We start from the raw sequence: 23659 nt of genomic DNA on the forward strand, positions 1-23659 counted from the left end.
GCAGCGGCGACGCGGTAAAGACAAAAAGGAACGGACAAATGAGCATCAATCTGCAAAAGCCGGACATTACCGAGCTTAAGCCCCGGATCACCGTTTTCGGTGTTGGCGGCGGCGGCGGCAATGCGGTCAATAACATGATCAATGCCGGCTTGCGCGGTGTTGAATTCGTTGTAGCAAATACAGACGCACAGGCATTGGCGCAGTCCAAGGCAGAGCGCCTGGTTCAGCTCGGCGCTTCGGTTACCGAGGGGCTGGGTGCCGGTTCGCAGCCCGAAGTTGGCCGCGCTGCCGCTGAAGAGTGCATTGACGAGATCAATGATCATCTTCAGGGTACGCATATGTGCTTTGTTACTGCCGGTATGGGCGGCGGTACCGGTACTGGCGCTGCCCCTGTCGTAGCTCGCGCTGCACGGGAAAAGGGCATTCTGACAGTTGGTGTTGTTACCAAGCCGTTCCATTTCGAAGGTCAGCGCCGTATGCGCACCGCAGATATGGGCATCGAAGATCTGCAGAAGAATGTCGACACATTGATTGTCATTCCGAACCAGAACCTCTTCCGCATTGCCAATGACAAGACGACTTTCGCCGATGCTTTCGCGATGGCCGATCAGGTTCTTTATTCTGGCGTTGCCTGCATCACCGATTTGATGGTCAAGGAAGGCCTGATCAATCTCGACTTTGCTGACGTCCGTTCTGTCATGCGCGAAATGGGCAAGGCAATGATGGGCACAGGCGAAGCCTCCGGCGATGGCCGCGCAATGGCCGCTGCTGAAGCTGCGATTGCCAACCCGCTTCTGGACGAGACGTCCATGCGTGGTGCCAAGGGCTTGCTCATCTCGATCACCGGTGGTCGCGACATGACCCTGTTTGAGGTTGATGAAGCTGCAACTCGTATCCGCGAAGAAGTTGATCAGGATGCCAATATCATCCTCGGCGCTACTTTCGATGAAAGCCTTGAAGGCATCATCCGCGTTTCGGTTGTTGCCACTGGCATCGACAAGCAGGTTGGAGATGCGGCGCCAGCGCCGATCGAGTTTCGCCAGCCGCTAAAGCCAATGCCAAAGCCGGCACCACAAGTAGTGGCCAAGGTTGAAACAGTGGCTCGTCCGCCTGTTCAGCAGTCGGTATCACCGGTCGCCGAGGCGGTGCGCAATGCAGGGCTTGATGTAGCGCAGCACGCACCACAGCCTGTCCAGCAGGAATTCCGTCCGCAGAGCCGCATTTTCCAGGCTCCTGCTCCGGAAGTATTTGATGCACCAGTCGCAGCAGCACCACAGGCGCCAGTCTATCAGCCAGCACCTCAGCCTGCACCGCAAATGGCTGAACCTGCACCGCAGCCAGTTGCACCACGCATGCCGAATGTTGCTGATTTCCCGCCGCTGGTTCAGGCTGAACTCAACGCCCGTGATATGGGGTCGCGTGACCATTCCCGTGATCAGGCTGCTCACGAAGCCCACGAAGACCGTGGCCCGATGGGTCTGCTCAAGCGCCTTACCGCTGGTCTGACACGCCGCGAAGATGAGACTGCTCGTCTCGAGCCAGCTCAGCCTCGCGAACCAGCAATGCGCCCGGCAGAACCACGCCGTCCGCTTTCGCAAGATGCTTCCATTTATGCACCTCGTCGTGGACAGCTTGACGAACAGGGCCGCGTACAGCCGCAGGCGCGTCAGTCTTCGGAAGACGATCAGTTGGAAATTCCCGCATTCCTTCGCCGTCAGGCCAACTGATCTGACTGCAGTCATCTTCAAAACTCAAATTCCGCCATTGTCTCAATGGCGGAATTTTTCGTTTAATTCATTGAAAAATACTATAAACGACTTAGCTGATAGCCAGGCGCCGCACAGATGCGATGGATGACTACGAGGGTTTGTATTGCAGGATTTCCAGACCACGATTGCGAAACGCATTTCTGTCTCGGGCGCAGGTGTACATAGCGGCGCCCCGGTCACGCTTTCCTTTTTGCCTGCGGCAGTCAACACCGGCATTGTTTTCAATGTGATTGACAGCGCAGGTGTCCGCCACCCAATCAAAGCGCTGGTTTCGGAAGTTGGCGCAACAGACCTTTCGACCAAGTTGGCAAATGTTGAAGGTATCACCATCAGCACCATTGAGCACGTGATGGCGGCCATTGCAGGTTCTGGCATTGATAATATGGTGCTCGAGATTGATGGTCCAGAAGTGCCCATCTTCGATGGATCATCAGCCGCTTTCCTGGAAGCCTTTGATGAAGCGGGGTTGAGCCAACAGTCGGCCAAGCGCCGCTATATCCGCATTCTTAAATCTTCGCGCGTAGAATCCGGCGCATCATGGGCGGAGTTCATTCCTTACGAAGGCACACGTTATGAAGTCGAAATTGACTTTGAAACGCCTGTCATAGGTCGTCAGAAGTTCGCGGGCGACATGGATGACGCGGTGTTCCGCAAAGAGATATCGCGCGCGCGCACATTTGGATTCATGCGGGACGTAGAAAGACTCTGGGCCGCTGGCCTCGCGCTTGGATCATCGCTTGATAACTCCTTGGTCATTGGTGACGACAATACCGTCATCAACCCCGGTGGATTGCGGTATCCGGATGAGTTTGTTCGCCATAAGACATTGGATGCGATCGGAGATCTATCGCTGGCGGGCGCACCCTTTATTGGCTGTTTCCGCTCCTATCGAGGCGGGCATCGTCTCAACGCGAGCGCTGTGCGTGCTTTGCTCGCCGACCCGTCGGCTTTTGAGATTATAGAGATGCAGCACAGCGGTCCTGTGGGTGCAAGCAAGGCAGTCAGTACTGCTTCAACCGTATAAATCATTTTTTTTGCGGTATTGAGTTGATGGATTGCAGCAGAATGGCCGCAAGCCGGGCTGTGGCTGGCTCAGGCTGCGCCTCTGACCGATGAAGCATCAAGCCGAGCGAGGGCAGGGATGGCAGCCCGTCCTCCTGCGGTCCCAGACGCTGTACCGTTGTTGGTAGTCCAAATGGCGTTCGTATCGTCACGCCCAGACCTGCAGCCGTTGCGGCCCACAATCCGGTCAGGCTTGGGCTGATAAATGACAAACGCCAGGGAATGCCGGCGCGATCCAGAGCGTTGACAGCGGCCGTGCGCAAAAGACATGGTGCTTCCAGCGAAATTAAAGGTAAGGGATCTCCGCCATTCTGCCAGTTTCTGGATTCTCCAGCCGGACCTATCCAGCACATTGGCACATCCAGGACATGTTCGTAATGCGGTGTTGTAGAGGCCCCGCTGCTCCATGCCAGCGCGAGATCAAGACGCCCTGATGTAATCCGATCAAGCAGGTCGGCATTTCGCGTTACGCGCGCTTCAATGCGCACTTTAGGATGTGCTCGGGCAAATTGGCCAAGAACGTCGGTCAACAGGCTTTCGCCGAAATCCTCCTGTAGGCCAAGCCTCACCCAGCCTTCGAGTTCACTTCCATGGACAGCCGTGATTGCCTCATCATTCAGATCAAGCATGCGGCGCGCATAACCGAGCATGGTTTCGCCAGCTTCGGTTAGGGCAAGTCCACGACCGGCTTTAACGAAGATGGCTGTCTCGGCTTGTTGTTCGAGCTTCTTTAGCTGAGCGCTGACTGCTGATGTCGAACGGCCAAGGCGCTCCGCTGCCTTGGCAAAACTGCCCAACTCCATCCCGGTAGAGAAGGTCCGCAGCACGTCCAGATCAAGTGTGATCTTTCTCATTTGAAACAATCCACATTTTTAGGACTATTAGTCCTGAATAATCTGATTTTCAGGATCATTGTGGGAGCTTATTGATATGGCGTCAAGCAATTCATGAAAGGAAGTCAAATGCCCTTTACCCGCATCTCCCTGCTGGAAGGTAAATCTCCTGAGTACCTCAAGGCGCTGTCGGACAGTTTCCATCAGGCAATGGTCGAAACATTCAACGTTCCCCTGACTGATAAATTTCAGGCCATTCATCAGCACCGGCCAAACGAACTCATCATTGATCCAACTTACTTCAGCGATGGTCGCTCGGATGATTTCGTTATCTTTACAATAACGATTGGCAAGCCGCGCGATACAGCTACCAAGCAAGCTTTCTACAAGCGCGTCGTCGAGCTTCTGGGTAAGTCGCCCGGTATTCGGCCGCAAGACATTATGATTGTGGTCAGCACATCGACACGCGACGAGTGGTCATTCAGCAATGGCGATACGCAAATGGTTGAGCCAGCTTGAGCAAGGTTAGCGAGATTATGAACAGTCCAAAGCGCTGCCCGCAGCAAATGACCGTTCGTCGGGCAGGCCAATCCATCGCACCGGCCCCCGCCAATATTTCCACGGCTCCCTTCTGGGCACAGATGTTGCTGGAAAGCGATGTGGATGGCGAAAATAATGTCATGCAAGCCTATGTCGAACCTGGTGTCATCACCAATTGGCACACACATCCTCGCGGACAGTTCCTCTATGTTCTGTCCGGCGTTGGGTTTGCCCAGTGCGACGGCGGTCCCATGGTTGAATTGCGCGCGGGAGATTGTGTCTGGTTTGCGCCGGATGAGCGCCATTGGCACGGAGCAAGTCCGACCAGCACTTTTTGCTACATCAGCATTCAAGCAACCCAGGATGGGACCGCTGTATCCTGGCTTGAACCCGTTATTCGCGAGGAGGCCGCGCAATGATTGCGATGCAGTATAGTTTTACGCTGCCTGCCGATTACGACATGGGCATTATCGATCGGCGCATCGCAGAAAAGGGGCCGTTGCTGGATAATTTCCCCAATCTTGCATTCAAGGCCTATCTGACAGCGCGACGCGACGACGAACGACAAATTCGTGAAAACCTCTATGCCCCGTTTTATGTGTGGCGGCACGAAGCTGGATTGAACGATTTTGTTTGCGGCAATGGCTTTGATGCGGTCAGCCAGTCATTCGGGCGGCCAAGCATTAAGACATGGATAGTATGGCAGGCAGAAATATCAGCTGCCATATTATCGGCTGCTTTCGCCACAAGGGAAATACTGCCGATAGAACCCTATTCATCGCTTGCGGATTTGCGATGCCGCGAAGCAGAAAAGGCTTTGGCCGATGTTGAAAAGGGCGGAGCGCTCGCTGCGGTTTCGGCTTTTGACCCTACTTGCTGGATGCAGATACGTTTTCGATTATGGAAAGAAAAGCCGAAATCAACAATAAAAACAGGCTTTCAAGCCTATAAAGTCGGTCATCTTTCTCTGCCAAAGATCGACTAATTCCCGCTCCGCCACAAATTTGGACGATTGCATGGCAATAACATTGCTGATTCCTGTCGCTTGTGGTTTATGAACGCCCAACCGACGGTAAGATTGTCTATGTCTAGAGCATGGCGCGAAAACGTGATATCGGGTTTCGCGACAATGCTCTTAAATTATAATGTGGGGCCGGAGACAGCATGGCGAATAGCAGAACGCTTATCAGCGCAAGGTTTGGAAACGCAGGGTTTGGCGGAAAGGTCCGTGCAGCTCTTCTTCTTTTTCCGATTGCCGGCGCTGTTGCAATCTCGGGTTGCGCATCCAAGGACGATGATCTTGATCTTTCTGCCTATGTGGACACGATTGAGCCTGCCGACGTGCTTTACAATCAGGCTCTGGCAAATTTGAATTCGGGTCGCCTTGATGAGGCAGCCAAGAAGTTTGATGCGGTCGACCGTCAGCATCCTTACTCTGAATTTGCACGTAAATCTCTGGTCATGGGCGCGTTCGCTAATTACCGCAGCGGTAAATATGACGATGCCATCGCCATGACGAAGCGTTATATTGCCCTTTACCCGACGCAGCCCGAAGCTGCATATGCTTATTATATAACCGGCCTTTCCTATTACCGGCAAATTCCGGACATTACGCGCGAGCAGAGCATGACCCGCAGGTCGATTGCCGCGTTTCAAGAGGTCGTGCAAACCTATCCTGACTCTGAGTATGTTGAAGACTCAAAAGCAAAGATCCGTTTCGGCCGCGATCAGCTCGCAGGCAAGGAAATGCAGGTCGGCCGCTACTATCTGGAGCGCAAGGATTACCTCGCATCGATCAAGCGTTTCCGTGGTGTCGTTGAACAATATTCCAATACCCGTCACATCGAAGAAGCGCTCGCGCGTCTCGTTGAAGCCTATTACGCGCTCGGTTTGACGAGCGAAGCCCAAGCTGCTGCTGCCGTTCTTGGTCAGAATTATCCTGACAGCGATTGGTACAAGGACAGCTACAAGCTGCTGCAAAGCGGTGGTCTCGAGCCGCGTGAAAATGCAGGCTCATGGCTTTCGAAAGCGGCTACAGCAATTACTGGCGGCAAAGAAGGCGCTTAAACTAGAACTCAACCTGAGCCATCATGCTTTCGCATCTGTCGATCCGCGATATTGTCCTGATTGAACGGCTCGACATCGAGTTCGGCGAAGGTCTGTCCGTGCTTACGGGTGAAACTGGCGCCGGCAAGTCCATCCTGCTTGATGCCTTGTCACTGGCGCTCGGCGCACGGGGCGATGCGTCTTTGGTCAGGCACGGTGCCGAGCAGGGGCAGGTTACCGCAGTTTTTGACGTCGCGGGCAGTCATCCGGCTCGTCTGCTTTTGCGTGAAAATGACATTGACGATGATGGCGATATTATTTTGCGGCGCGTGCAGAATGCGGATGGTCGTAGCCGGGTTTTTATCAATGATCAGGCCGCCAGCGTTACCATGCTCAAAGAGCTTGGACGGCGGCTCGTCGAAATTCATGGCCAGCATGATGATCGCGCGCTGATCGATATCGATATTCATCGCACATTGCTTGATGCCTTCGGTGCTTTGGAAACAAAAGCAAATCTGGTCCGGTCGCTGCACAAGAAATGGCGCGAGGCCGAACATGCTCTGGTTCGCCATCGGGCCAAGGTTGAGGCAGCGGCACGTGAAGCCGACTATCTGCGTGCTTCGGTGGAGGAGCTTTCCAAGCTCGATCCGGAACCGCAGGAAGAAGAAATGCTGGCGATAAAGCGCACAGAAATGATGCGTTCGGAAAAAATTGCCGGTGATGTCAATGAGGCCAATGATATTTTGTCAGGCAATGCGTCGCCGGTACCATCGCTTGCCAGTCTTGTTCGGCGGCTTGAGCGTAAAGTACCCGAAGCGCCGCATTTGCTTGAACCAGTCGTCAAAGCCATTGATGAAGCGCTGAATTTTCTGGCCGAAGCGCAAAATGGTATTGAGCAAGCAATTCGCGCGATCGACTTCGACCCGCGTGTTCTGGAGCAGACGGAAGAACGCCTGTTTGCGCTGCGTGGTGCGGCGCGTAAATATTCGGTGGCAGTGGATGATCTATCGGCACTGCGGGATCGCATGGACGGAGATCTTGCCGATATTGACGCCGGAGCCGAACGTCTGGCAGCACTGGAAAAAGAAACCCTTGCGGCACGGGATGCCTTTGATGAAGCTGCCCTGTCGCTCTCCGCTCACCGTCATGAAACAGCCGAACATCTAAAACAGGCCGTCATGGCCGAGCTTCCCGCCCTCAAGCTTGAACGGGCGGAGTTCATTGTCGAGATGACGACGGATGTGAATAATCGCACAGCAGATGGAATTGATACGGTTGAATATTGGGTGCGAACCAATCCTGGCACGCGCGCAGGGCCGATGATGAAGGTTGCATCGGGCGGCGAGCTTTCACGCTTTCTGCTTGCGCTCAAAGTGGCGCTGGCAGATCGCGGATCAGCTCCAACACTGGTTTTTGACGAGATTGATACGGGTGTTGGCGGTGCCGTAGCCGATGCAATCGGCCAGCGGCTTCGGCGCTTGTCCGGCAATGTGCAGGTACTGTCGGTCACTCATGCGCCGCAAGTTGCGGCTCGGGCCCAAACGCATTTTCTCATCGCCAAATCCTCTGCGGGTAATGATCGCGTGGCTACATCGATCCGGGCAATGGAAACGGATGATCGTCAGGAAGAAATTGCGCGCATGTTGGCCGGTGCAAGTGTCACCGATGAGGCGCGTGCTGCCGCGGTGCGATTGCTTCGGGAAAATGCGGTTCTAGCTAACTAGTTATTGTCAGGATTATGTTTTTTAAAGCGGCACTGTTGTTCCGGAAATTTCTTCTGTGCGATATATAGTGAGGTTCGGGTGTCCGATTAAAACTGCGTCGGTAGTTTTTGAGATGAGACGCGCAGTCTAGAATGAGAGATTCTTGATATGAACTACGATGAGAAAACTGAAAGCAGTAAGATAAATGATATAGCTGATGATCTTGTAGTTTTAGATCCGTTTTCTCATAAAGCAACTTTGGTCGACTTACTTAAAAGGGCCGATGAAGAAACAATTAATACAATGTACTACAGGATACATGAAGGTTTATCTGGTTTAGATAATGCTGAGAAGCGCGAAAAACTTCTCAACGTGGACAAGCTTTTAAAGGATGAGACGGATAATTTCTTCAGGCAGATTAACAGCTATATGCGCTTTGCGAACCATGCGTATACAGTAGGCAGACCTGTTATAAATGATGCTATGTACGATGATTTTCGCCGCATCATTGTCTTAATGTCGGAGAAAAAGGCTAAGCTAAAAAAACTAGTTTCTGAGGTTTATAAAGTTGGTAGTAGGCCATCAGTAACATTCAAGAATGTACGGCACATTAAATCAATGTTGTCGCTGGACAACGCTTTTTCAGAACGAGAAGTTCGTTCATTTGTGAACGGGATTTATAGGTTTTTAGAAAAGGAGGCCGATGATCGCATAGAGTTTATCGCAGAACCAAAGATCGATGGCCTTTCAATGTCCTTGAAATACGAAGGACGGCGTTTGAAAGTTGCGGCCACTCGCGGTGATGGTGAACAAGGCGAAAATGTAACGGCAAACATTCTTGAAATTGATGAAATTCCTAAGTCTCTTCCACCTCACGCTCCCGACCGTGTAGAGGTTAGGGGCGAAGTCTATATGAGGCGAGATGACTTTATAGATTTAAATAACCGGATGAAAGATACTGGTAGACGGTTTGCCAATCCACGCAACGCTGCGGCCGGCAGTCTTAGGCAGCTTGATCCGAAGGTTACGAAGTCTAGGAAATTACGGTTTTTCGCCTATGCTTGGGGTGACACCAGCGAACAACTCGGACAAACCCAATATGACGTCGTAAGCAGGTTTGAGGATTGGGGCTTCACTGTAAATAAGCTTATGAAAATCTGCGTCTCTGCAGACGATCTTATTTCCCATTACCGCTGGATTGAGAAAGAACGACCAAATTTGCCGTATGATATTGACGGTGTTGTCTATAAAGTAAATAGGCTCGACTTTCAGCATAGGTTGGGGTTTCGCTCGCGCAGTCCGCGCTGGGCGATTGCGCATAAGTTTCCGGCAGAGCGCGCCATGACCATCCTGCGCGGTATAGATATTCAAGTGGGTCGCACAGGCGCACTCACGCCCGTTGCAAGGCTTGAGCCTGTTACTGTTGGCGGCGTTGTGGTGACGAATGTCACACTGCATAATGAAGACTACATCAAAGGCATCGGCCAGAACGGCCAACCGATCCGTGAAGGTCGCGATCTGCGCGTCGGCGATACGGTGGTGGTGCAGCGCGCAGGCGATGTCATCCCGCAGATCGTTGACATCGTGGCGGATAAGCCCCGCGGAAGCACGCCCTATATATTCCCTCACACATGCCCGGCGTGCGATTCCCATGCAGTGCGCGAAGAGGGGGAGGCCGTGCGCCGCTGCACCGGCGGATTGATCTGCCCTGCACAGGCCGTCGAACGCCTCCGTCATTTCGTTCAGCGCAATGCATTCGACATTGAAGGTCTTGGTGAAAAACAGGTCGAATTTTTCTTCAAGTCGGATGATCCGGCGCTGCATATCGGCACGCCCGCCGACATTTTCACTCTAAAGAAACGCCAGGCAGGCTCGTTGGCCAAGCTTGAAAATATTGATGGTTTTGGCGCAACTTCAGTCAAGAAACTCTACGATGCCATCGACGAGCGTCGTGAGGTTTCGCTCAGCCGCTTTATCTTCGGTCTTGGTATTCGTCATGTGGGCGAAGTGAATGCCAAGCGGCTGGCAAAGGCTTATCGCTCCTATGAGGCGCTTGCCAATGCCGCAATCGCAGCCGTTCCCCCGAAGGACAAAGGGGACAAGGGTAATGATGCCTGGCGGGAATTAAACGATGTTGAAGGCATTGGCAGTATTGTCGCGGAGGCGCTGGTCGATTTTTATGCGGAGCAGCACAATCGCGATGCGCTTGCAGCGCTCCTCAATGAAGTCACGCCTCTTGATGAGGAAGTGCGTATCGTCAGCGACTCGCCCGTGGAGGGAAAAACTATTGTGTTTACCGGCTCATTGGAGCGCATGTCCCGTGATGAAGCCAAAGCTATGGCAGAGCGTTATGGCGCCAAGACCGCAGGCTCCGTTTCAAAGAAAACCGATCTTGTTGTTGCCGGTCCGGGCGCGGGTTCGAAACTGACACAGGCACAGGCATTGGGCATCGAAGTCATTGATGAAGACGCATGGTTTGAACTGGTGGGCGCATGAGCGAGACTGTTTTCAAGGGATTTGGCGACAAAGCACTGCCTTTTCTCAAGGCGTTGGATTTTCATCAGAATCGCGAATGGTTTCTGGAAAACAAGGATCTGTTTGAGGCACATCTTTACGAGCCTTTGGGAGATCTCGTCGATGATCTGATTGTGCGGTTTGAAAAAGCCGGATTGCCATTTAAAGGAGATCGCAAAAAATCGCAGTTCCGCATCAAGCGCGATACGCGCTTTGCCAAGGATAAAAGCCCCTATAACCGGCATCTTTCAGCACTGCTTTCTCCTGATGGAAGCAAATGGAGCGAGAGCGGTTGTTTCTACGTGTGTGTCGGTCTCGAAGAATACAGGGGGTGCTACGCCGCCGTTGCGTTCTGGCAGGGAAAGCCCGAGCTTTTACTCGCGATGCGCAAGGCAATCGTCGCCAAACCGGAAAAATATCGAGCAATGGTCAAAGCCCTTGCCAGTAATGGTTTGGAGCTTCGGGATATTGACCGTCTGAAGCGCACCCCCCGTGGGTTTGAGGAGGTGACGGATGCCGATCTTATTGAAGCATTGCGCAACCGGCATTTCATGGTGCGCCATACGATTGAACCTGCGAGAATTACATCTCCGGAGCTGGCGGATGATCTGTTTGATTTTGCATTGCGCGCCAAGCCGCTTATTGATTGGGGCAGGGCAATTCAAGGCACGCTCCCTGCTTAAAAAGCTTGTTGCAGTTAGCAATTGTGTCCTTCTTGTCACATATGTCTCCTCGCTGAAACATATGGAAATATTCTGTGCAATTAATCTTGACTTAAATGGTAAAGTTTAAGTAGCTAGCGCCAGTTGCACGTAATTGCGTGCATTATTCGCTCAGCAAGCCACCGACATCTCGCGATCGCCTATCGCAGGTCCAGCCAGCCAAGCATTCTCTCGCGGGGACTTGTTATGGTTTTGGGTAAGATTCTATTTGCACGCCTTATGTGTGGTAGCGCCGGTACGATTTTGGCGCTTGGATTGGGCTCGGGGATTGCGGCGGCGCAGACCGCTCCTGCTGATGGCGAGAATATCACGCTTGCACCCATCGTTCTTAAAAACAAACCGGGCGGCGACGAAGCGACTGTCCTGACAAATACTGTTGACCGCGAAGTTATCCAAAACCGTATGGTCCAAGACTTTGAAGACCTCGGCCGACGGGTTGATGCAGGCGTTAATTACAATTCCACCTCCAAGAGTATCAACCTCCGCGGGCTGGATCAGAATCGCGTATTGACCACCCTTGATGGAATTCGTGTGCCATGGATTTCCGATCCACGCAGCACGCAAGGCGGGCTGGATACGTTCGGCTTTGACGGCCTTTCCAAGATCAACATCACCAAGGGTACCGATTCCAGCCGTTATGGCTCTGGCGCACTTGGTGGGGTTATCCAGATACACACGCTGGACCCTGTTGATATTATTGGTGAGGGGAAGAATTGGGGTGTCTGGACCAAGGGCACCTATGATGACTCAAGCCGCAGCTGGCGGACAAATATTGCGGCTGCAACGCGTATCAATGACACTGAGTTGCTTGTTCAGGGCGGCTACACGACAGGTCATGAAAAGGACCGCATGGGTGATATTGGCGGTTACGGTGCCGGACGCACAGAGCCGAATCCTCTCGACGTCGACCAACGCAATTTGCTGGTAAAGCTCTATCAGAACGTCGAGGGTGGCCATCGTTTTGGTTTGACTGGAGAAATCTCCAATCGCGAACAGGACGGCGAGAACTTCATTGGCACAACGTCTTCCTATGAGCGTGGGAAATTCCAGTCGGGCGAAGAGTCAGAGCGTATCCGCATTTCGGGCAGCTATGATTATGTCGCGCCGGATAAAACCGGCTGGCTCGATGAGGCGCACGCCATCGCTTACTGGACCCGGCAGACTCTGAATAATACCACTGATGCAATTCGCCTGCGGGACAGCAGAGCGTCCATCATACCGCGTGATCCTTTCCGCTATGGCTATCCTTTCGGCATCTATAAGCGCGACAATGAGTTGGAGCTTGACGCTTACGGCTTTACCGGCAATGCGAGCAAGACTGTCGAGATTGGCAGCATTGAGCACAAGTTCCGTATTGGAGCGGAAATTTACCGCCAGGATCTCCATCAATATTCAGCGGGTGTGGACAATTGTCCGGATGTTGATTGGACAAGAATTCCCTCACCATTCGGCCCGCAATCGTGCAAAATGCTGCACTCGAATGCGTCCGATATGCCTGATGTGGAAACAACTGGATTTGGCCTCTATGTCGAGGACGATATCGAGCTTCTCAACGGCAAGCTGACGCTGACGCCGGGTGGTCGTTTTGACTGGTATGAGCACAGCCCGCAGTCGACAGCAGCTTACGAGAGGGGGCCGAATTATGATGGCGGCTTGCCTGCGTCAAACAGCGATTCCCGCTTCACGCCCAAGCTTCGTGCGACATGGCACGCAAATAATAATCTCGATTTCTATGCTCAATGGGCGCAGGGCTTCCGCATGCCCTCGGCGATGGAGCTTTACCAGAATTATGGCGCTCCCGGTTCCTATGCGAGAATCGGTAATCCGGACCTGAAGGCAGAGACCAGCAATGGTTTCGAAATTGGTACCAAATATGATGATGGCACCTATGCGCTGTCAGCCAGCATATTCAACAATTACTACCGCAACTTCATCCATGACGTGACTATCGCACCTCCCGGTGGCGAGTATCCGGTTGGTGGTATTACGGGCTATGAGAACCTTAGCCGCGTACAGATTTATGGTGCGGAACTGAGTGGGCGCGTGAACTTCGCTAATAATTGGACGACATGGACATCCATTGCGTTTGTTGAAGGCAAGGACACCAAGACAGATGAGTATCTGAACTCTATTCCACCAATCCGCGCCATTGTTGGTCTTGGCTATGCGGCTGATAGCTGGGGCGCCGACGTGTCCCTGACCATGGCTGCCAGACGCGACAAGGTAAGCCAGGGTGGTTTTGTTGCCCCAGGTTATGGCATTGTCGATACAACTGCCTATTGGGAGCCGAAATTTGCCAAAGGCATGAAGCTGCAAGTTGGTGTATTCAACGTATTCGACAAGAAATATTGGTCCGCAACCGACGTACCAGACAGCATCAACCTTGCTATAGCAGACCGCTATTCCGAAGTTGGCCGTAGCTTCCGTGTGTCGCTGACACAGAAATTCTGATTAAAATTGGCATGGCTCCCTGCCTAGGCGGGGAGCCGTACCGCATAATTAAGCTACTCCAGCCATTCAGTGACGAACACTTCATTGGCGTGAATATCGATCGTTTCCAGCGCGCCTGGTCCCAGATTTTTGAAATTGTGCGGCGTGTTCGCCGGACACACCACGATTTGCCCTTCCTCGGCATCGATTATTTCCTCCCCCACCGTGAAGCGCGCCCGCCCTCTGCGTATGATGAAGGTTTCAGTATAGGGGTGTTTATGCAATCGCGGTCCGGCGCCGACGCGTTCCTGATTGTTGAATATAATCGACACATTGGTGCCATAGGGCTTGCCGGTAATTTCCCCATGCCAGCTTAGCGGGAGATCTTCCCAAACTTCCCTATTAATAATATGCGCCATGATTTCTCCTCCGCTCTTCAACTGGAAATCTAGAGAGCCGAGACATCACCGACAAGATGCGACCGTGTCTGAGATTGATGATAGCCATCAACAAAACTAACGTGACAGAATAAGCTCGGTGGCCTAGATGGGGGACATGGATGAACATATATATCAGCAGAAGCCATCGCAGGCTGTTCCAGTGAGCAAAAGCACGCAATTTTGGGAAGGGTTTGCCAAAGGGCTGCCGATCATGATTGCGGCCGCGCCATTCGGGGTATTGTTTGGTGCACTTGCGATTGATCAGGGCTTTTCCCTGTTCGAAACTGTACTCATGAGTGCTGCCATATTTGGCGGTGCCAGCCAAATGGTCGGAATTGAGCTGTTTGGACAGCATATCCCTGCTTGGCTCATCGTCTTTTCCATCTTCGCGGTTAATTTCCGACATGTTCTTTATTCGGCAGCGGTTGGCCGTCGTATCGGACATTTCAAGCCATTAGAAGCAATGCTCAGCTATTTTTTGCTGACTGATCCGCAATATGCTGAAACCGAAAAGCGTGCAGAGTCCGGAAAGCCGGTAACCTTCATCTGGTATCTCGGCGTTGCTACACCGATCTATGTAATGTGGGTCGTTGAGGCTTTTATTGGCGGGCTTTTTGGTAATCTCATTGCGGATACGCATGCGCTGGGTATCGATATGCTGCTTCCCATTTACTTCCTTGGATTGGTGATGGGGTTCCGCAAACGGACCAATTGGGGACCGATTGTCATTACCAGTGCCATTGCATCAATCATTGCCGCAAAGACCATTGGATCGCCCTGGCATGTCAGCATAGGTGCCGTCGCGGGTATCCTCATGGCGGTCATTCTTGCCAAGCCTGAGCCGGCAAAGGAAAAACGCTGATGTCGTCGATTTTCTGGATCATTATTGCGGGCGCGATTGCCACTTTTCTCACCCGCATAGGCGGCCATCTCGTGCTTTCGCGCTTTGAGCGGGTGCATCCACGCGTTGAAGTCGCGTTGAATGCAGTGCCGGCAGCGGTCTTGACGACGCTTGTTGCGCCCGCCGCGGCCAATGCCGATTGGCGAGGCCTTGTGGCACTTGCCATTGCCGGGCTTGTGTCACTGCGCTTCAATGCGCTGACCATGTTTTTGATTGGCGCAGCAGTCATCATCCTGCTGCGCCAGTTTACCTGAATTATCCTTCGTGGCCGAATGGTTCTGTCGCATTGACGAGCCATTCGCGCGCTTCACCGCTGGTGTGAGGCAGTAATTTTTCCCGGACCGTGGCATGGTAGGCATCAAGCCATACCAGTTCTTCGCGAACAAGCAGGCTTGTATCGATGAGCCGCTTGTCGATGGGGCACAGGGTAATTGTCTCAAACCCCATCATCGGCAAATCGCCACCTTCAGGCACTTGTGGCTCCGTAACAATCAGCAGATTTTCTGTGCGTATGCCATAGCCACCCGGCTTGTAATATCCAGGTTCATTGGAAAGAATCATGCCCGGCAAGAGTTCCTGTGTGCCCCGCTTCGAAATATTTTGCGGGCCTTCATGCACGGAGAGGAAAGAGCCGACACCGTGCCCTGTGCCGTGGCCGTAATCATAGCCCTGTTTCCACAAAGCAATGCGGGCAAGAACGTCAATGTCCATGCCGCGCGTTCCTTTCGGAAAACGTGCGGTTGAAATGGCAATCATGCCCTTCAAAACCAGTGTGAACTTCTTTTTCATATCCGCTGTTGGCGTGCCAACCGGCAATGTCCGGGTAATGTCGGTTGTACCATCGCGATACTGGCCGCCACTATCAATCAAATAGAGCTCGCCATCCTGCAGCTTGCGGTTTGACTCCGTGTTGACGCGATAATGCGCAAATGCGCCATTTGGACCGGCACCGGAAATGCTGTCGAATGACAGATTCTCGAGCGGCATCTGGAAGCCTTGAGCAATCTCGTGGCGCGTTTCTTCGAGTTTGGTCGCAGCGTCGATTTCGTCAATCGTGCCCGGTGCTTGATGGTCAATCCATGACAGGAAGGACACCATGGCCACGCCGTCACGCTCATGCGATTTGCGTGCGCCTTCCAGCTCGGTTTTGTTTTTAATGGCACGCGGCAGGCGCGCGGGGTCGAGACCTTCGACGATTTTGCCGCCAGCTTTTTCGATGATCAGCCGAAGCTTTTCCGCTGCCAGCGCCGGATCGAGCATGACAGTGTGACCCTGTGCAGCAAAATCGGCAACGTCATTATCGAGCGTCGACGGCGCGCGCAATGTGGCGAGCTGGGTCAAATAGGCTTCTGTTTCCATTGGCAGCTTGCGCTTGTCGATGAAAAGCAAGGGCTCGCCATTCGCGGGGATGAGTGCAAAGGCCAAGGGCAAAGGCGTATTGCTCACATCATTGCCGCGAATGTTGAACGCCCACGCAATGGAGGATGGGTCTGTCAAAATGGTTGCATCCGCTTTGGCTTTGCCGACAGCATCCGCCAATTCATGCAGTTTCACTTTGGCAAGCTTGCCGGCATATTTTTCCGGCTGGATCGTCACTGCTTCAAGCGGCGGGGCAGGCTGATCGTCCCAGATAAGATCGACAAGATTATCCTTTACGGCGACGAGGCTGCCGCCATTTTTCTCCAGCGCTTCGCGCAAGGCTTTTGTTTCGCTGATTGTGTGCAGCCATGGATCAAAGCCGATGGTTAGCGGACGTTCAATACTGCGCAGCCAGACCGCAGGCGGCGTATCGATAAGGCTTTCAATCGTAAAGACGGAAGGGTCGGTTTGATCTGCCGCCTGTAAAGTGTAACGCCCATCGACGAAAAGATGCGCCCTGTTCTTCAACACCAGAACAACGCCCGCAGAACCGGTAAAGCCCGTCAGCCAAGCCAGACGTTGCGCGCGGGCAGGAACATATTCACCCTGATGCTCGTCTGCACGGGGCACGAGAAAACCATCGAGCTTCAAGCCTTCGAGTTCAGCTCGTAATTTTGCAACACGCGGTGCGCCGGTAGCTGGATTGCTGGACACCTCAAACGACTGGAACATGATGATATCGACCTCTTTTGTTTGGGTCGAAACCTATCTTCCCCATTTGCTCTGCGCAATGGAGCATTGAATTTAGCAACCGGTTTAATCGCTCGAGGTGTTTTAGTCTTTGAGTTCAAGCGGAAAGGGTGTGGGCTCCCAGTATTTTCGATATTTGAGACTTTTAATAGTTATAGCCTCTAATTCATGTAAGATTTTTGCCAATTCACGCCGGTCGCCTGCAATCAAAGCGGGATAAAATGTCGGGTTCCAGTACATCATGTCTTTGCGAAGCTCGCCCTGTCGGTAGTCCGGTCCATCCATAATGCGTATAGCTTCTTCAAAGTCACCAAGAGCCGTAGCCATCATCAAGCGGGCATAATACTTAAATTCAAATGGTGTAAAATTATTCTCGTTCCGAGAAGCGAATTCGACCACTTCCTCCAGTTTTGTTATTTTGCGCAAAGGCACCAAGGCATCTTCAATAACACTCAGCATGATTTCCATATTTTCCGGGTTGTCAAAATGCCAGCCGCCAAAGAATGGCTTGATATCCATCTTGATAATAGCTTGTGCCCGCTCGTTGGTATCACCTTTAAGGTTGGAAAAAATTGGGTGAATAAGTCTTGTATTGCCCCAGCCATAGTGAAATCGGTCGATGCCCATAAAAATTATACCAACATCGATTGTTGGCGCAAAGATTTTTGGATTTCCGCTGCGAGCCAGATATACGCCACGGGTGAAGTGATTGATCGGCGTAAGTACGAGATGACGCCCTGCCAACGCCAGATCTGAATGGCGCTGGAGAAGCGGTTTAAGGGCCTGACGTACTTGTGCAACTGTCGTCATTCGAATGGTTTCATCCCGATAACAAAGAACTGAACGCCTTCACCATAGTTCCGAGCAACCCCGTCGGCAATTTCATCCATGCGCGGTACGGAGAAATCATATATTCCAGTTTTTGCATCATAGACACAGATTAGACTTTCAGATGCTTTGTCATGTACGTCTATCCGCACAGTAAATTTTTTACCATAATCTGTCTCACCAGGAAGTTTGTCAGATCGATTTGAGTGCCATGGAAGTACTTGTTGATCAGTCTCGATCAGTGCAGCATAGGCGGATTTGTAGAAAGATACTTCGGTTCGCAAGTTTGGGTTGTTCAAACTGTCCACTTCATTCTTCAACAGCGTGTGGATCGCAGTGCCACGCAGTGCCGAAGAGCCAAAATTGGAGAGGGGGCCTGCGGTTCTGGCAGCCTTGTCCAACAATTGTTGAACAGTCAAAAAATTTGGACAGTATTTTATGACCTCTTCTCGGGAAAGTGCAGCCACTGCAGTTTTAACTCCAGCCTTTTCTTTGGTATAGGAACGAGCACGTGATGAAATGATCGGTATGATACTGGTGTCATTGCCAATATCTGCGACAAGTTTATTATACTCCTGTAGGTGATTGTCGATGCTGTCGGTCCATCGCATGCTGCCAAGGACTTCACTCATTGTGGCAGCCCCCGGAATACGTCTGGTCAATGATCGCAAGGTTTCAGTGGTGCCGTTGATCCAAGGGTTGGTTCCAGTCGATCTACCTGTGCCATTCACAGTTGCATTATTTGCGGTGGTGGCGCCGACAAGAATAACACGAGGCTTTTGTTCTGTTCGGGAAAGGGAGCCGCCGCCGACCCCATCCGTCCATTGTCCTCCGTCTGAATGGCCTGCAGGCACGCGCGGCTGATTGGCATTGAATTTCCGTTCAGCTGCTTCGAGAAAGCGTAACCGTGACTTGCGGGAATCGAGCCCCAACTCAAGCTGGCGAATTTGCATGCGGGGAAAGGTATTAAGTGGAGCCAGCCGCATATGTTTAAGATTGGCGCTATCTGCTGCGACTTGGTTTCTGAGGTGGTGGATTTCAGTCAGATAGGGAAATAATGCGCTCATGAAATAAATCCTCGTTAAAGGTATATATTCCTATAACGAGATAAAGCTGTCAATTATACCAAAGAAGCATTTAGCCCATGGGTTAGTAAGTTGCGCGCGCTTTCAAATGCAGCGTTACCCAGCCTTCGCGGCGAAGGGTCTTCACGTGGAAAAGCCCCTGCACACGATAGGCGGCGAGTACTTTTTCGCGTTGGGTTTCCAGAATACCCGAAAGGATCAGCGAGCCGCCCCAGCCAAGATGTTTGCGCATTTCGGGCGCGAGCATCATCAATGGCCGTGCCAGAATATTGGCGACAATCAGGTCGAAGGGCGCCGAACCGCGCATCGCCGGATGATGGAAGCCGGTTGCTGTTTCGGTGCGAACCCGCGAAGCAACACCGTTCTTCACCACGTTTTCCCGTGCAACAGCAACAGCGACAGGATCGATATCTGTCGCCAGAACGGGAATAGGCGCGAGCTTTGCAATGCCGATGGCCAGAACCGCACTTCCTGTTCCCAGATCAAGCGCATTGCGTGGGTGTTCGCGGCGGATCACTTCGCCGATCATATCAAGACAGCCGGATGTCGTGCCGTGGTGGCCGGTGCCAAAGGCCTGTCCAGCATCAATTTCAATGCCGAGATCATTGATACGGCGCTTGTGGCGATCATGAGAGCCATGCACAAAGAATCGCCCGGCGCGCACCGGCTTCAAGCCTTCCAGTGAATGCGCAACCCAATCAATATCGGGCACCTGTTCGCGCTCGACGGGCCAATTCTTGCCAACGGTGTCGATCATGCGAGTTTCAATTTCTTCCGGTTCAAACGTATAGACCGAAACTTCATATATCTCGCGATCCTCATCGATCTCCGCTGAGGAGATTGGCAGGCCATCATCTTCGAAAGCATTTTCCAGCAAGATAAACAGCCGCTCGGCTTCGGCCTTGCCGGCAGTAATGAAAAGGCGGGTCTGGGTCGTCATGGGCGTTTGCTTTCGGAAAGGCATGTGTCGGCTACCCCTATCAGGATTTTCGCCATAGGCAACGGTGCATCATTTGTGCAAAAGAATTGCACTGACCTGATCCGGGAAACCGCAATGACTGAAACTGATGATCCTCGCTTTCTCAACCCGCAGCCGCGCATCCATCCGAGCGCGCATCTGAAGGGCGTCAAGCTTGGCAAATATGCGGAAGTGGGCGAGCGCGTCATCCTACGCGACGTTACCATGGGGGATTTTTCCTATATTGAGCGTCACAGTGAGGGCATATATGCCGATATTGGCCGGTTCTGCTCCATTGCTCCCAATGTGCGTATCAACGCTCTCGAACATCCTATGGAGCGGGTGACAACCCATAAAATCAGCTATCGTCCCAATGAGTTTTTCAAATTTCAGGGCATTGACGCTGATTTTCGTGCGCGCAGACAAGGCAAGCGCGTCAGCATTGGTCATGATGTATGGATCGGTCATGGCGCGGTTATCATGCCAGCAATTACTATTGGTCATGGCGCGGTCATTGGTGCCAATGCCGTCGTTACCAAAGATGTCGCGCCCTATATGATCGTAGCTGGTAATCCTGCAAGGCCCATTCGACCGCGCTTTTCCCAAGAGATAGCCATCCGCCTGATCAAGCTTGCCTGGTGGGATTGGCCGCATACGGTTCTGTTTGATGCAATTGCTGATATCCAGTCACTGAGCATCGAGGATTTTCTCGCCAAGTGGGAACGTTAGCGGTCCATCCTCGTTCTGGTTGCATTCCACCTGCTCAGTCCCCAACTGAGGCTTATGAGTTCTGCCACAATTTTCTGGAGATTTCGATGAAGCGTACTCTTGCTGCACTGGCCCTTTTGGGCGCTGCCATTTTGCCTGCCCATGCGGAAGAGGTGGGGAAGGTCGGGGTTGATTGGCTGGGCAATGATATTGTCATCGATGCTGTGACGGACCCCAAAGTTCAGGGCGTCACCTGCCATCTCGCCTCGTTCTCACGCGGCGTCATTGATCGGCTGCAAAAGGGTAACTGGTTCGAAGATCCATCCAATGCCTCCATTTCATGCCAGCAGACAGGCCCGGTCGTGATCGGTGATATTGAACTGGATGAAGGCGGCGAACGCGTGTTTTCCGAGCGCACCAGCCTGATCTGGAAGAAGCTCATTATCACCCGCATTTATGACAAGGCGAACAACACGCTGATTTATCTGGCTCACGCCAGTCAGGTTCAGGATGGTTCGGCCAAAACATCCATATCCACAATCCCGCTATTTGCAGGCAATGCTACCTGGACAAAGGGCAAGCCGGAATAATCAGAAAACCTGAAAGGTGCCGCTACAAGCGGCATCTTTTTCATTGACGAATAGGAATTAAAACTTATTATATGGATACTCATATTGTTTTGAGGAATTTTTTCATGAATTTCGCGGTTAAAAGCCACAGACTACATGTCGGATCCAGTGCGATTCCCTTCATCCCATCGCCCAATATTGGTGGGCAGCTTTCCCCGAAATTTCTGATCATTCACTATACGGCCAGCGGTCCTGACTCGGATATTGCCAGCTATTTCGCTAGAAAATCGGCTAATGTTTCGGCCCATCTAGTTATCCGTCGTGACGGGACTGTAAAGCAATGTGTTCCATTCAACAGGGTGGCGTGGCACGCGGGCAAAAGCCAATGGACGGGGAAAAATGGCGTGTTCTATTCCGGCTTGAACAATGCCTCGATTGGCATGGAAATGGAAAATTGGGGGCCACTCAAGAAAATTGAGGACCGCTGGATTTCATGGACGGGCGTTGATGTTGTTCGTTCCAATATTATCGAGGCGCTCCATAAATTCGGTGTGCCGGATTGTGGCTGGGAGGTTTTCACCAAGGCGCAGATTGAAACAGCGCAAGCGGCAGCGCGGGCAATCTGCGCGGCCTATAAGATCCAAGATATCATGGGCCATGACGATATTGCCCCCGGGCGCAAATCAGACCCCGGACCCGCTTGGGACATGGCAGCGTTCAGGGAGAGGGTAATGTCTAAGACTATGTGATTAGTGGTGCATTAATTTTATATATGTCACTTTGACAAAATTTCTATCTTTTGAGGTATTTTTAAATGTCGCAAAAACCATTTGGAAGTTCTGGAACAGTAAAGAAACTTGAAACTGTAGCTGGCTATGCCAGTTTTTTCACGAAGGCTTTGCCAAGTTACTTCAACCTTCACTATCTAGATGCATTTGCCGGCACAGGAGAGATACCCTATTCCTCGGACTTGCCACTTATTGCAGGTACCCAAGATATTGATAATGTTATAATGGGCTCAGCTCGCAGAGCATTAAGTATAAGTCGCCCATTTGATCGATACGTGTTTGCAGATTTAAAACGAAAAAACGCTGTGTCTCTACGTGATCTGCAGAGTGAATTTGTATCACTGGCAAATCGCATTGATATTCAGCAGGGCGATGCTAATGAGGTGACATTAAAATTTTGCGAGTCTTTAGAAAGGAACGATCGTGCACTAGTATTTCTAGATCCTTTCGGCAATCAGGTTAATTGGAATACTCTTGAGGCCATTGCCGCAACGAGAAAGATTGACCTTTGGTATCTCTTTCCAGCAGGTTTGGGGGTTGCGCGGCAGATAAAAAATGCTGGCGATATAGTATCGGATGCTGAAGCCTCACTTGATCGCATGTTCGGAGGAGGGGAGTGGCGTGAAGAGTGTGTGGCTTTAGAGACCAAACCAGATCTTTTTTCCGACGATTTGACAGTCACTAGGAAGATCGCCACAGCAGAAGGAATCACTCGCTATATGATTAAAAAAATGGGAATGATATTTGGTGGTGGTGTTTCGCAAAGTTGGCTGCCGCTTGGGCGGGATGGTCGACATAATTTCTCACTGTTGTTTGCTTGCTCAAATCCCGCCAGTACAGCAAAGGGCCTCGCTCAGAAAGTAGCTCACGAAATCATGACGAGGAAGTAATGGCTGGCCTATCAGATATAGAATGGACCGACGCAACTTGGAATCCTGTTTCGGGTTGCACTATTATTTCCCCTGGTTGCACAAATTGTTATGCCATGAGGATGGCTGCACGTCTGGAATCCATGGGCCATGGGCACTATAAGGGCACAACTCGAAAGAGCGGAAAACGCTCGGTATGGACAGGTAAAGTAATTCTCAATGAACGAATGCTTACTGCACCACGATCGTGGAACAAACCGCGAATGATATTTGTAAATTCGATGTCAGATTTGTTTCAAGATGGTGTGCCCGCTGATTTTATTGAGAGAGTATGGGATGTTATGGCCGATGCGCATTGGCATATATTCCAGATACTAACGAAACGACCCGATAACATGGCGCGAATCCTGAGCGAACGCGAGTTGCCGATACTCGAGAATGTTTGGCTTGGAACGTCTGTAGAGAATGGAAAGTATTTACATAGGATCGACAGTCTGCGCAAAGCCCCTGCAGCGGTGAGGTTTATTTCGTTTGAGCCGCTATTGGGAAGTGTCAAAGGAGCAGATCTGACCGAGATAGATTGGGCCATCGTTGGAGGAGAATCGGGACCAGGCGCTCGCCCAATGGATATTGACTGGGTGGATGAAATCAAAACGTCCTGTGATAGCTTCGGAACTGCTTTCTTCTTCAAACAATGGGGGGGCGTGAATAAAAAGAAGACGGGGCGACTTTATAAGGGAAAAACATGGGATGAAATGCCCAATGTTCTTTGTGCGGGATAATCG

Annotated in this window: 23 protein-coding genes; 17 read left to right on the plus strand and 6 right to left on the minus strand. The window is 51.9% G+C overall.

Features of this window, described 5'->3' with window-relative positions; genetic code table 11:
* Positions 1 to 38 precede the first annotated feature (38 nt).
* On the plus strand, positions 39 to 1727 hold the full coding sequence (gene ftsZ / locus V9K92_RS17400; RefSeq protein ID WP_115052554.1) for a cell division protein FtsZ: 1689 nt from the start codon (positions 39 to 41) through the stop codon (positions 1725 to 1727).
* A gap of 145 nt (positions 1728 to 1872) precedes the next feature.
* Positions 1873 to 2793: a UDP-3-O-acyl-N-acetylglucosamine deacetylase gene (gene lpxC, locus V9K92_RS17405; RefSeq protein WP_337354515.1), complete on the plus strand. Its 921-nt coding sequence runs from the start codon at positions 1873 to 1875 to the stop codon at positions 2791 to 2793.
* 1 nt (position 2794) lies between these two features.
* On the opposite strand, the gene V9K92_RS17410 is transcribed toward lpxC, so the two are convergent.
* A complete protein-coding gene (locus tag V9K92_RS17410; RefSeq protein ID WP_307279170.1) occupies positions 2795 to 3685 on the minus strand; it encodes a LysR substrate-binding domain-containing protein in 891 nt (296 codons plus the stop codon).
* A 108-nt stretch (positions 3686 to 3793) separates the two neighbouring features.
* Here V9K92_RS17410 and V9K92_RS17415 point away from each other — a divergent pair, with 108 nt between their 5' ends.
* The 8 genes from V9K92_RS17415 (at position 3794) to V9K92_RS17450 (ending at position 13640) form a co-directional block, all read left to right on the plus strand.
* On the plus strand, positions 3794 to 4183 hold the full coding sequence (locus tag V9K92_RS17415) for a tautomerase family protein (RefSeq protein WP_115052557.1): 390 nt from the start codon (positions 3794 to 3796) through the stop codon (positions 4181 to 4183).
* Between the two features lie 17 nt (positions 4184 to 4200).
* A complete protein-coding gene (locus V9K92_RS17420) occupies positions 4201 to 4623 on the plus strand; it encodes a cupin domain-containing protein (protein ID WP_115052558.1) in 423 nt (140 codons plus the stop codon).
* Complete coding sequence (locus tag V9K92_RS17425; RefSeq protein ID WP_337354516.1) at positions 4620 to 5189, plus strand: DUF4865 family protein; 570 nt, start codon at positions 4620 to 4622, stop codon at positions 5187 to 5189. Before V9K92_RS17420 ends, V9K92_RS17425 begins: the two co-directional genes overlap by 4 nt.
* A gap of 179 nt (positions 5190 to 5368) precedes the next feature.
* On the plus strand, positions 5369 to 6271 hold the full coding sequence (locus V9K92_RS17430) for an outer membrane protein assembly factor BamD (protein WP_115052560.1): 903 nt from the start codon (positions 5369 to 5371) through the stop codon (positions 6269 to 6271).
* A 23-nt stretch (positions 6272 to 6294) separates the two neighbouring features.
* Entirely contained in the window at positions 6295 to 7974 is a 1680-nt protein-coding gene (recN, locus tag V9K92_RS17435) for a DNA repair protein RecN (RefSeq protein WP_337354517.1), read from the plus strand.
* A gap of 147 nt (positions 7975 to 8121) precedes the next feature.
* The gene (ligA, locus tag V9K92_RS17440; RefSeq protein ID WP_337354518.1) at positions 8122 to 10449 is read left to right on the plus strand and encodes an NAD-dependent DNA ligase LigA; all 2328 of its coding nucleotides are present in this window, start codon (positions 8122 to 8124) and stop codon (positions 10447 to 10449) included.
* Positions 10446 to 11150 carry a DUF2461 domain-containing protein gene (locus tag V9K92_RS17445; RefSeq protein WP_115052563.1) on the plus strand — a complete coding sequence of 235 codons (705 nt, stop codon included), beginning with the start codon at positions 10446 to 10448 and terminating at the stop codon, positions 11148 to 11150. Before ligA ends, V9K92_RS17445 begins: the two co-directional genes overlap by 4 nt.
* A gap of 225 nt (positions 11151 to 11375) precedes the next feature.
* A complete protein-coding gene (locus tag V9K92_RS17450) occupies positions 11376 to 13640 on the plus strand; it encodes a TonB-dependent hemoglobin/transferrin/lactoferrin family receptor (RefSeq protein ID WP_337354519.1) in 2265 nt (754 codons plus the stop codon).
* A gap of 53 nt (positions 13641 to 13693) precedes the next feature.
* On the opposite strand, the gene V9K92_RS17455 is transcribed toward V9K92_RS17450, so the two are convergent.
* A complete protein-coding gene (locus V9K92_RS17455) occupies positions 13694 to 14038 on the minus strand; it encodes a cupin domain-containing protein (protein ID WP_115052565.1) in 345 nt (114 codons plus the stop codon).
* Positions 14039 to 14174: 136 nt separating this feature from the next.
* Here V9K92_RS17455 and V9K92_RS17460 point away from each other — a divergent pair, with 136 nt between their 5' ends.
* Complete coding sequence (locus V9K92_RS17460; protein ID WP_337354520.1) at positions 14175 to 14921, plus strand: AzlC family ABC transporter permease; 747 nt, start codon at positions 14175 to 14177, stop codon at positions 14919 to 14921.
* Entirely contained in the window at positions 14921 to 15214 is a 294-nt protein-coding gene (locus tag V9K92_RS17465; protein WP_337354521.1) for an AzlD family protein, read from the plus strand. The genes V9K92_RS17460 and V9K92_RS17465 overlap by 1 nt, the downstream gene beginning before the upstream one ends.
* Before the next feature lies 1 nt (position 15215).
* Here the strand turns inward: V9K92_RS17465 and V9K92_RS17470 are convergent, their stop codons facing one another.
* From V9K92_RS17470 to V9K92_RS17485, 4 genes are all read right to left on the minus strand, one after another.
* On the minus strand, positions 15216 to 17054 hold the full coding sequence (locus V9K92_RS17470; protein ID WP_337354784.1) for an aminopeptidase P family protein: 1839 nt from the start codon (positions 17052 to 17054) through the stop codon (positions 15216 to 15218).
* A 99-nt stretch (positions 17055 to 17153) separates the two neighbouring features.
* Positions 17154 to 17879, minus strand: coding sequence for a hypothetical protein (locus V9K92_RS17475; protein WP_336439789.1), 726 nt, complete (start codon positions 17877 to 17879; stop codon positions 17154 to 17156).
* Entirely contained in the window at positions 17876 to 18964 is a 1089-nt protein-coding gene (locus V9K92_RS17480) for a hypothetical protein (RefSeq protein WP_337354522.1), read from the minus strand. Before V9K92_RS17480 ends, V9K92_RS17475 begins: the two co-directional genes overlap by 4 nt.
* Positions 18965 to 19046: 82 nt before the next feature.
* Positions 19047 to 19922, minus strand: a complete 876-nt coding sequence (locus V9K92_RS17485; RefSeq protein ID WP_115053243.1) for a 50S ribosomal protein L11 methyltransferase — start codon at positions 19920 to 19922, stop codon at positions 19047 to 19049.
* Positions 19923 to 20036: 114 nt separating this feature from the next.
* On the opposite strand from V9K92_RS17485, the gene V9K92_RS17490 reads away from it, so the two are divergent.
* From V9K92_RS17490 to V9K92_RS17510, 5 genes are all read left to right on the plus strand, one after another.
* Positions 20037 to 20669 (plus strand): DapH/DapD/GlmU-related protein, encoded by a 633-nt coding sequence (locus tag V9K92_RS17490; RefSeq protein ID WP_337354523.1) that lies wholly within the window; start codon positions 20037 to 20039, stop codon positions 20667 to 20669.
* An 86-nt stretch (positions 20670 to 20755) separates the two neighbouring features.
* On the plus strand, positions 20756 to 21238 hold the full coding sequence (locus tag V9K92_RS17495) for a CreA family protein (RefSeq protein WP_337354524.1): 483 nt from the start codon (positions 20756 to 20758) through the stop codon (positions 21236 to 21238).
* 104 nt (positions 21239 to 21342) lie between these two features.
* A complete protein-coding gene (locus tag V9K92_RS17500) occupies positions 21343 to 21966 on the plus strand; it encodes an N-acetylmuramoyl-L-alanine amidase (protein ID WP_337354525.1) in 624 nt (207 codons plus the stop codon).
* A gap of 65 nt (positions 21967 to 22031) precedes the next feature.
* Positions 22032 to 22895: a three-Cys-motif partner protein TcmP gene (tcmP, locus tag V9K92_RS17505; protein WP_336439793.1), complete on the plus strand. Its 864-nt coding sequence runs from the start codon at positions 22032 to 22034 to the stop codon at positions 22893 to 22895.
* Positions 22895 to 23656, plus strand: coding sequence for a DUF5131 family protein (locus V9K92_RS17510; protein ID WP_336439794.1), 762 nt, complete (start codon positions 22895 to 22897; stop codon positions 23654 to 23656). Before tcmP ends, V9K92_RS17510 begins: the two co-directional genes overlap by 1 nt.
* Positions 23657 to 23659 lie beyond the last annotated feature (3 nt).

The organism is Phyllobacterium sp. CCNWLW109 (genome assembly GCF_037203905.1).
Lineage (GTDB): Bacteria > Pseudomonadota > Alphaproteobacteria > Rhizobiales > Rhizobiaceae > Phyllobacterium > Phyllobacterium ifriqiyense.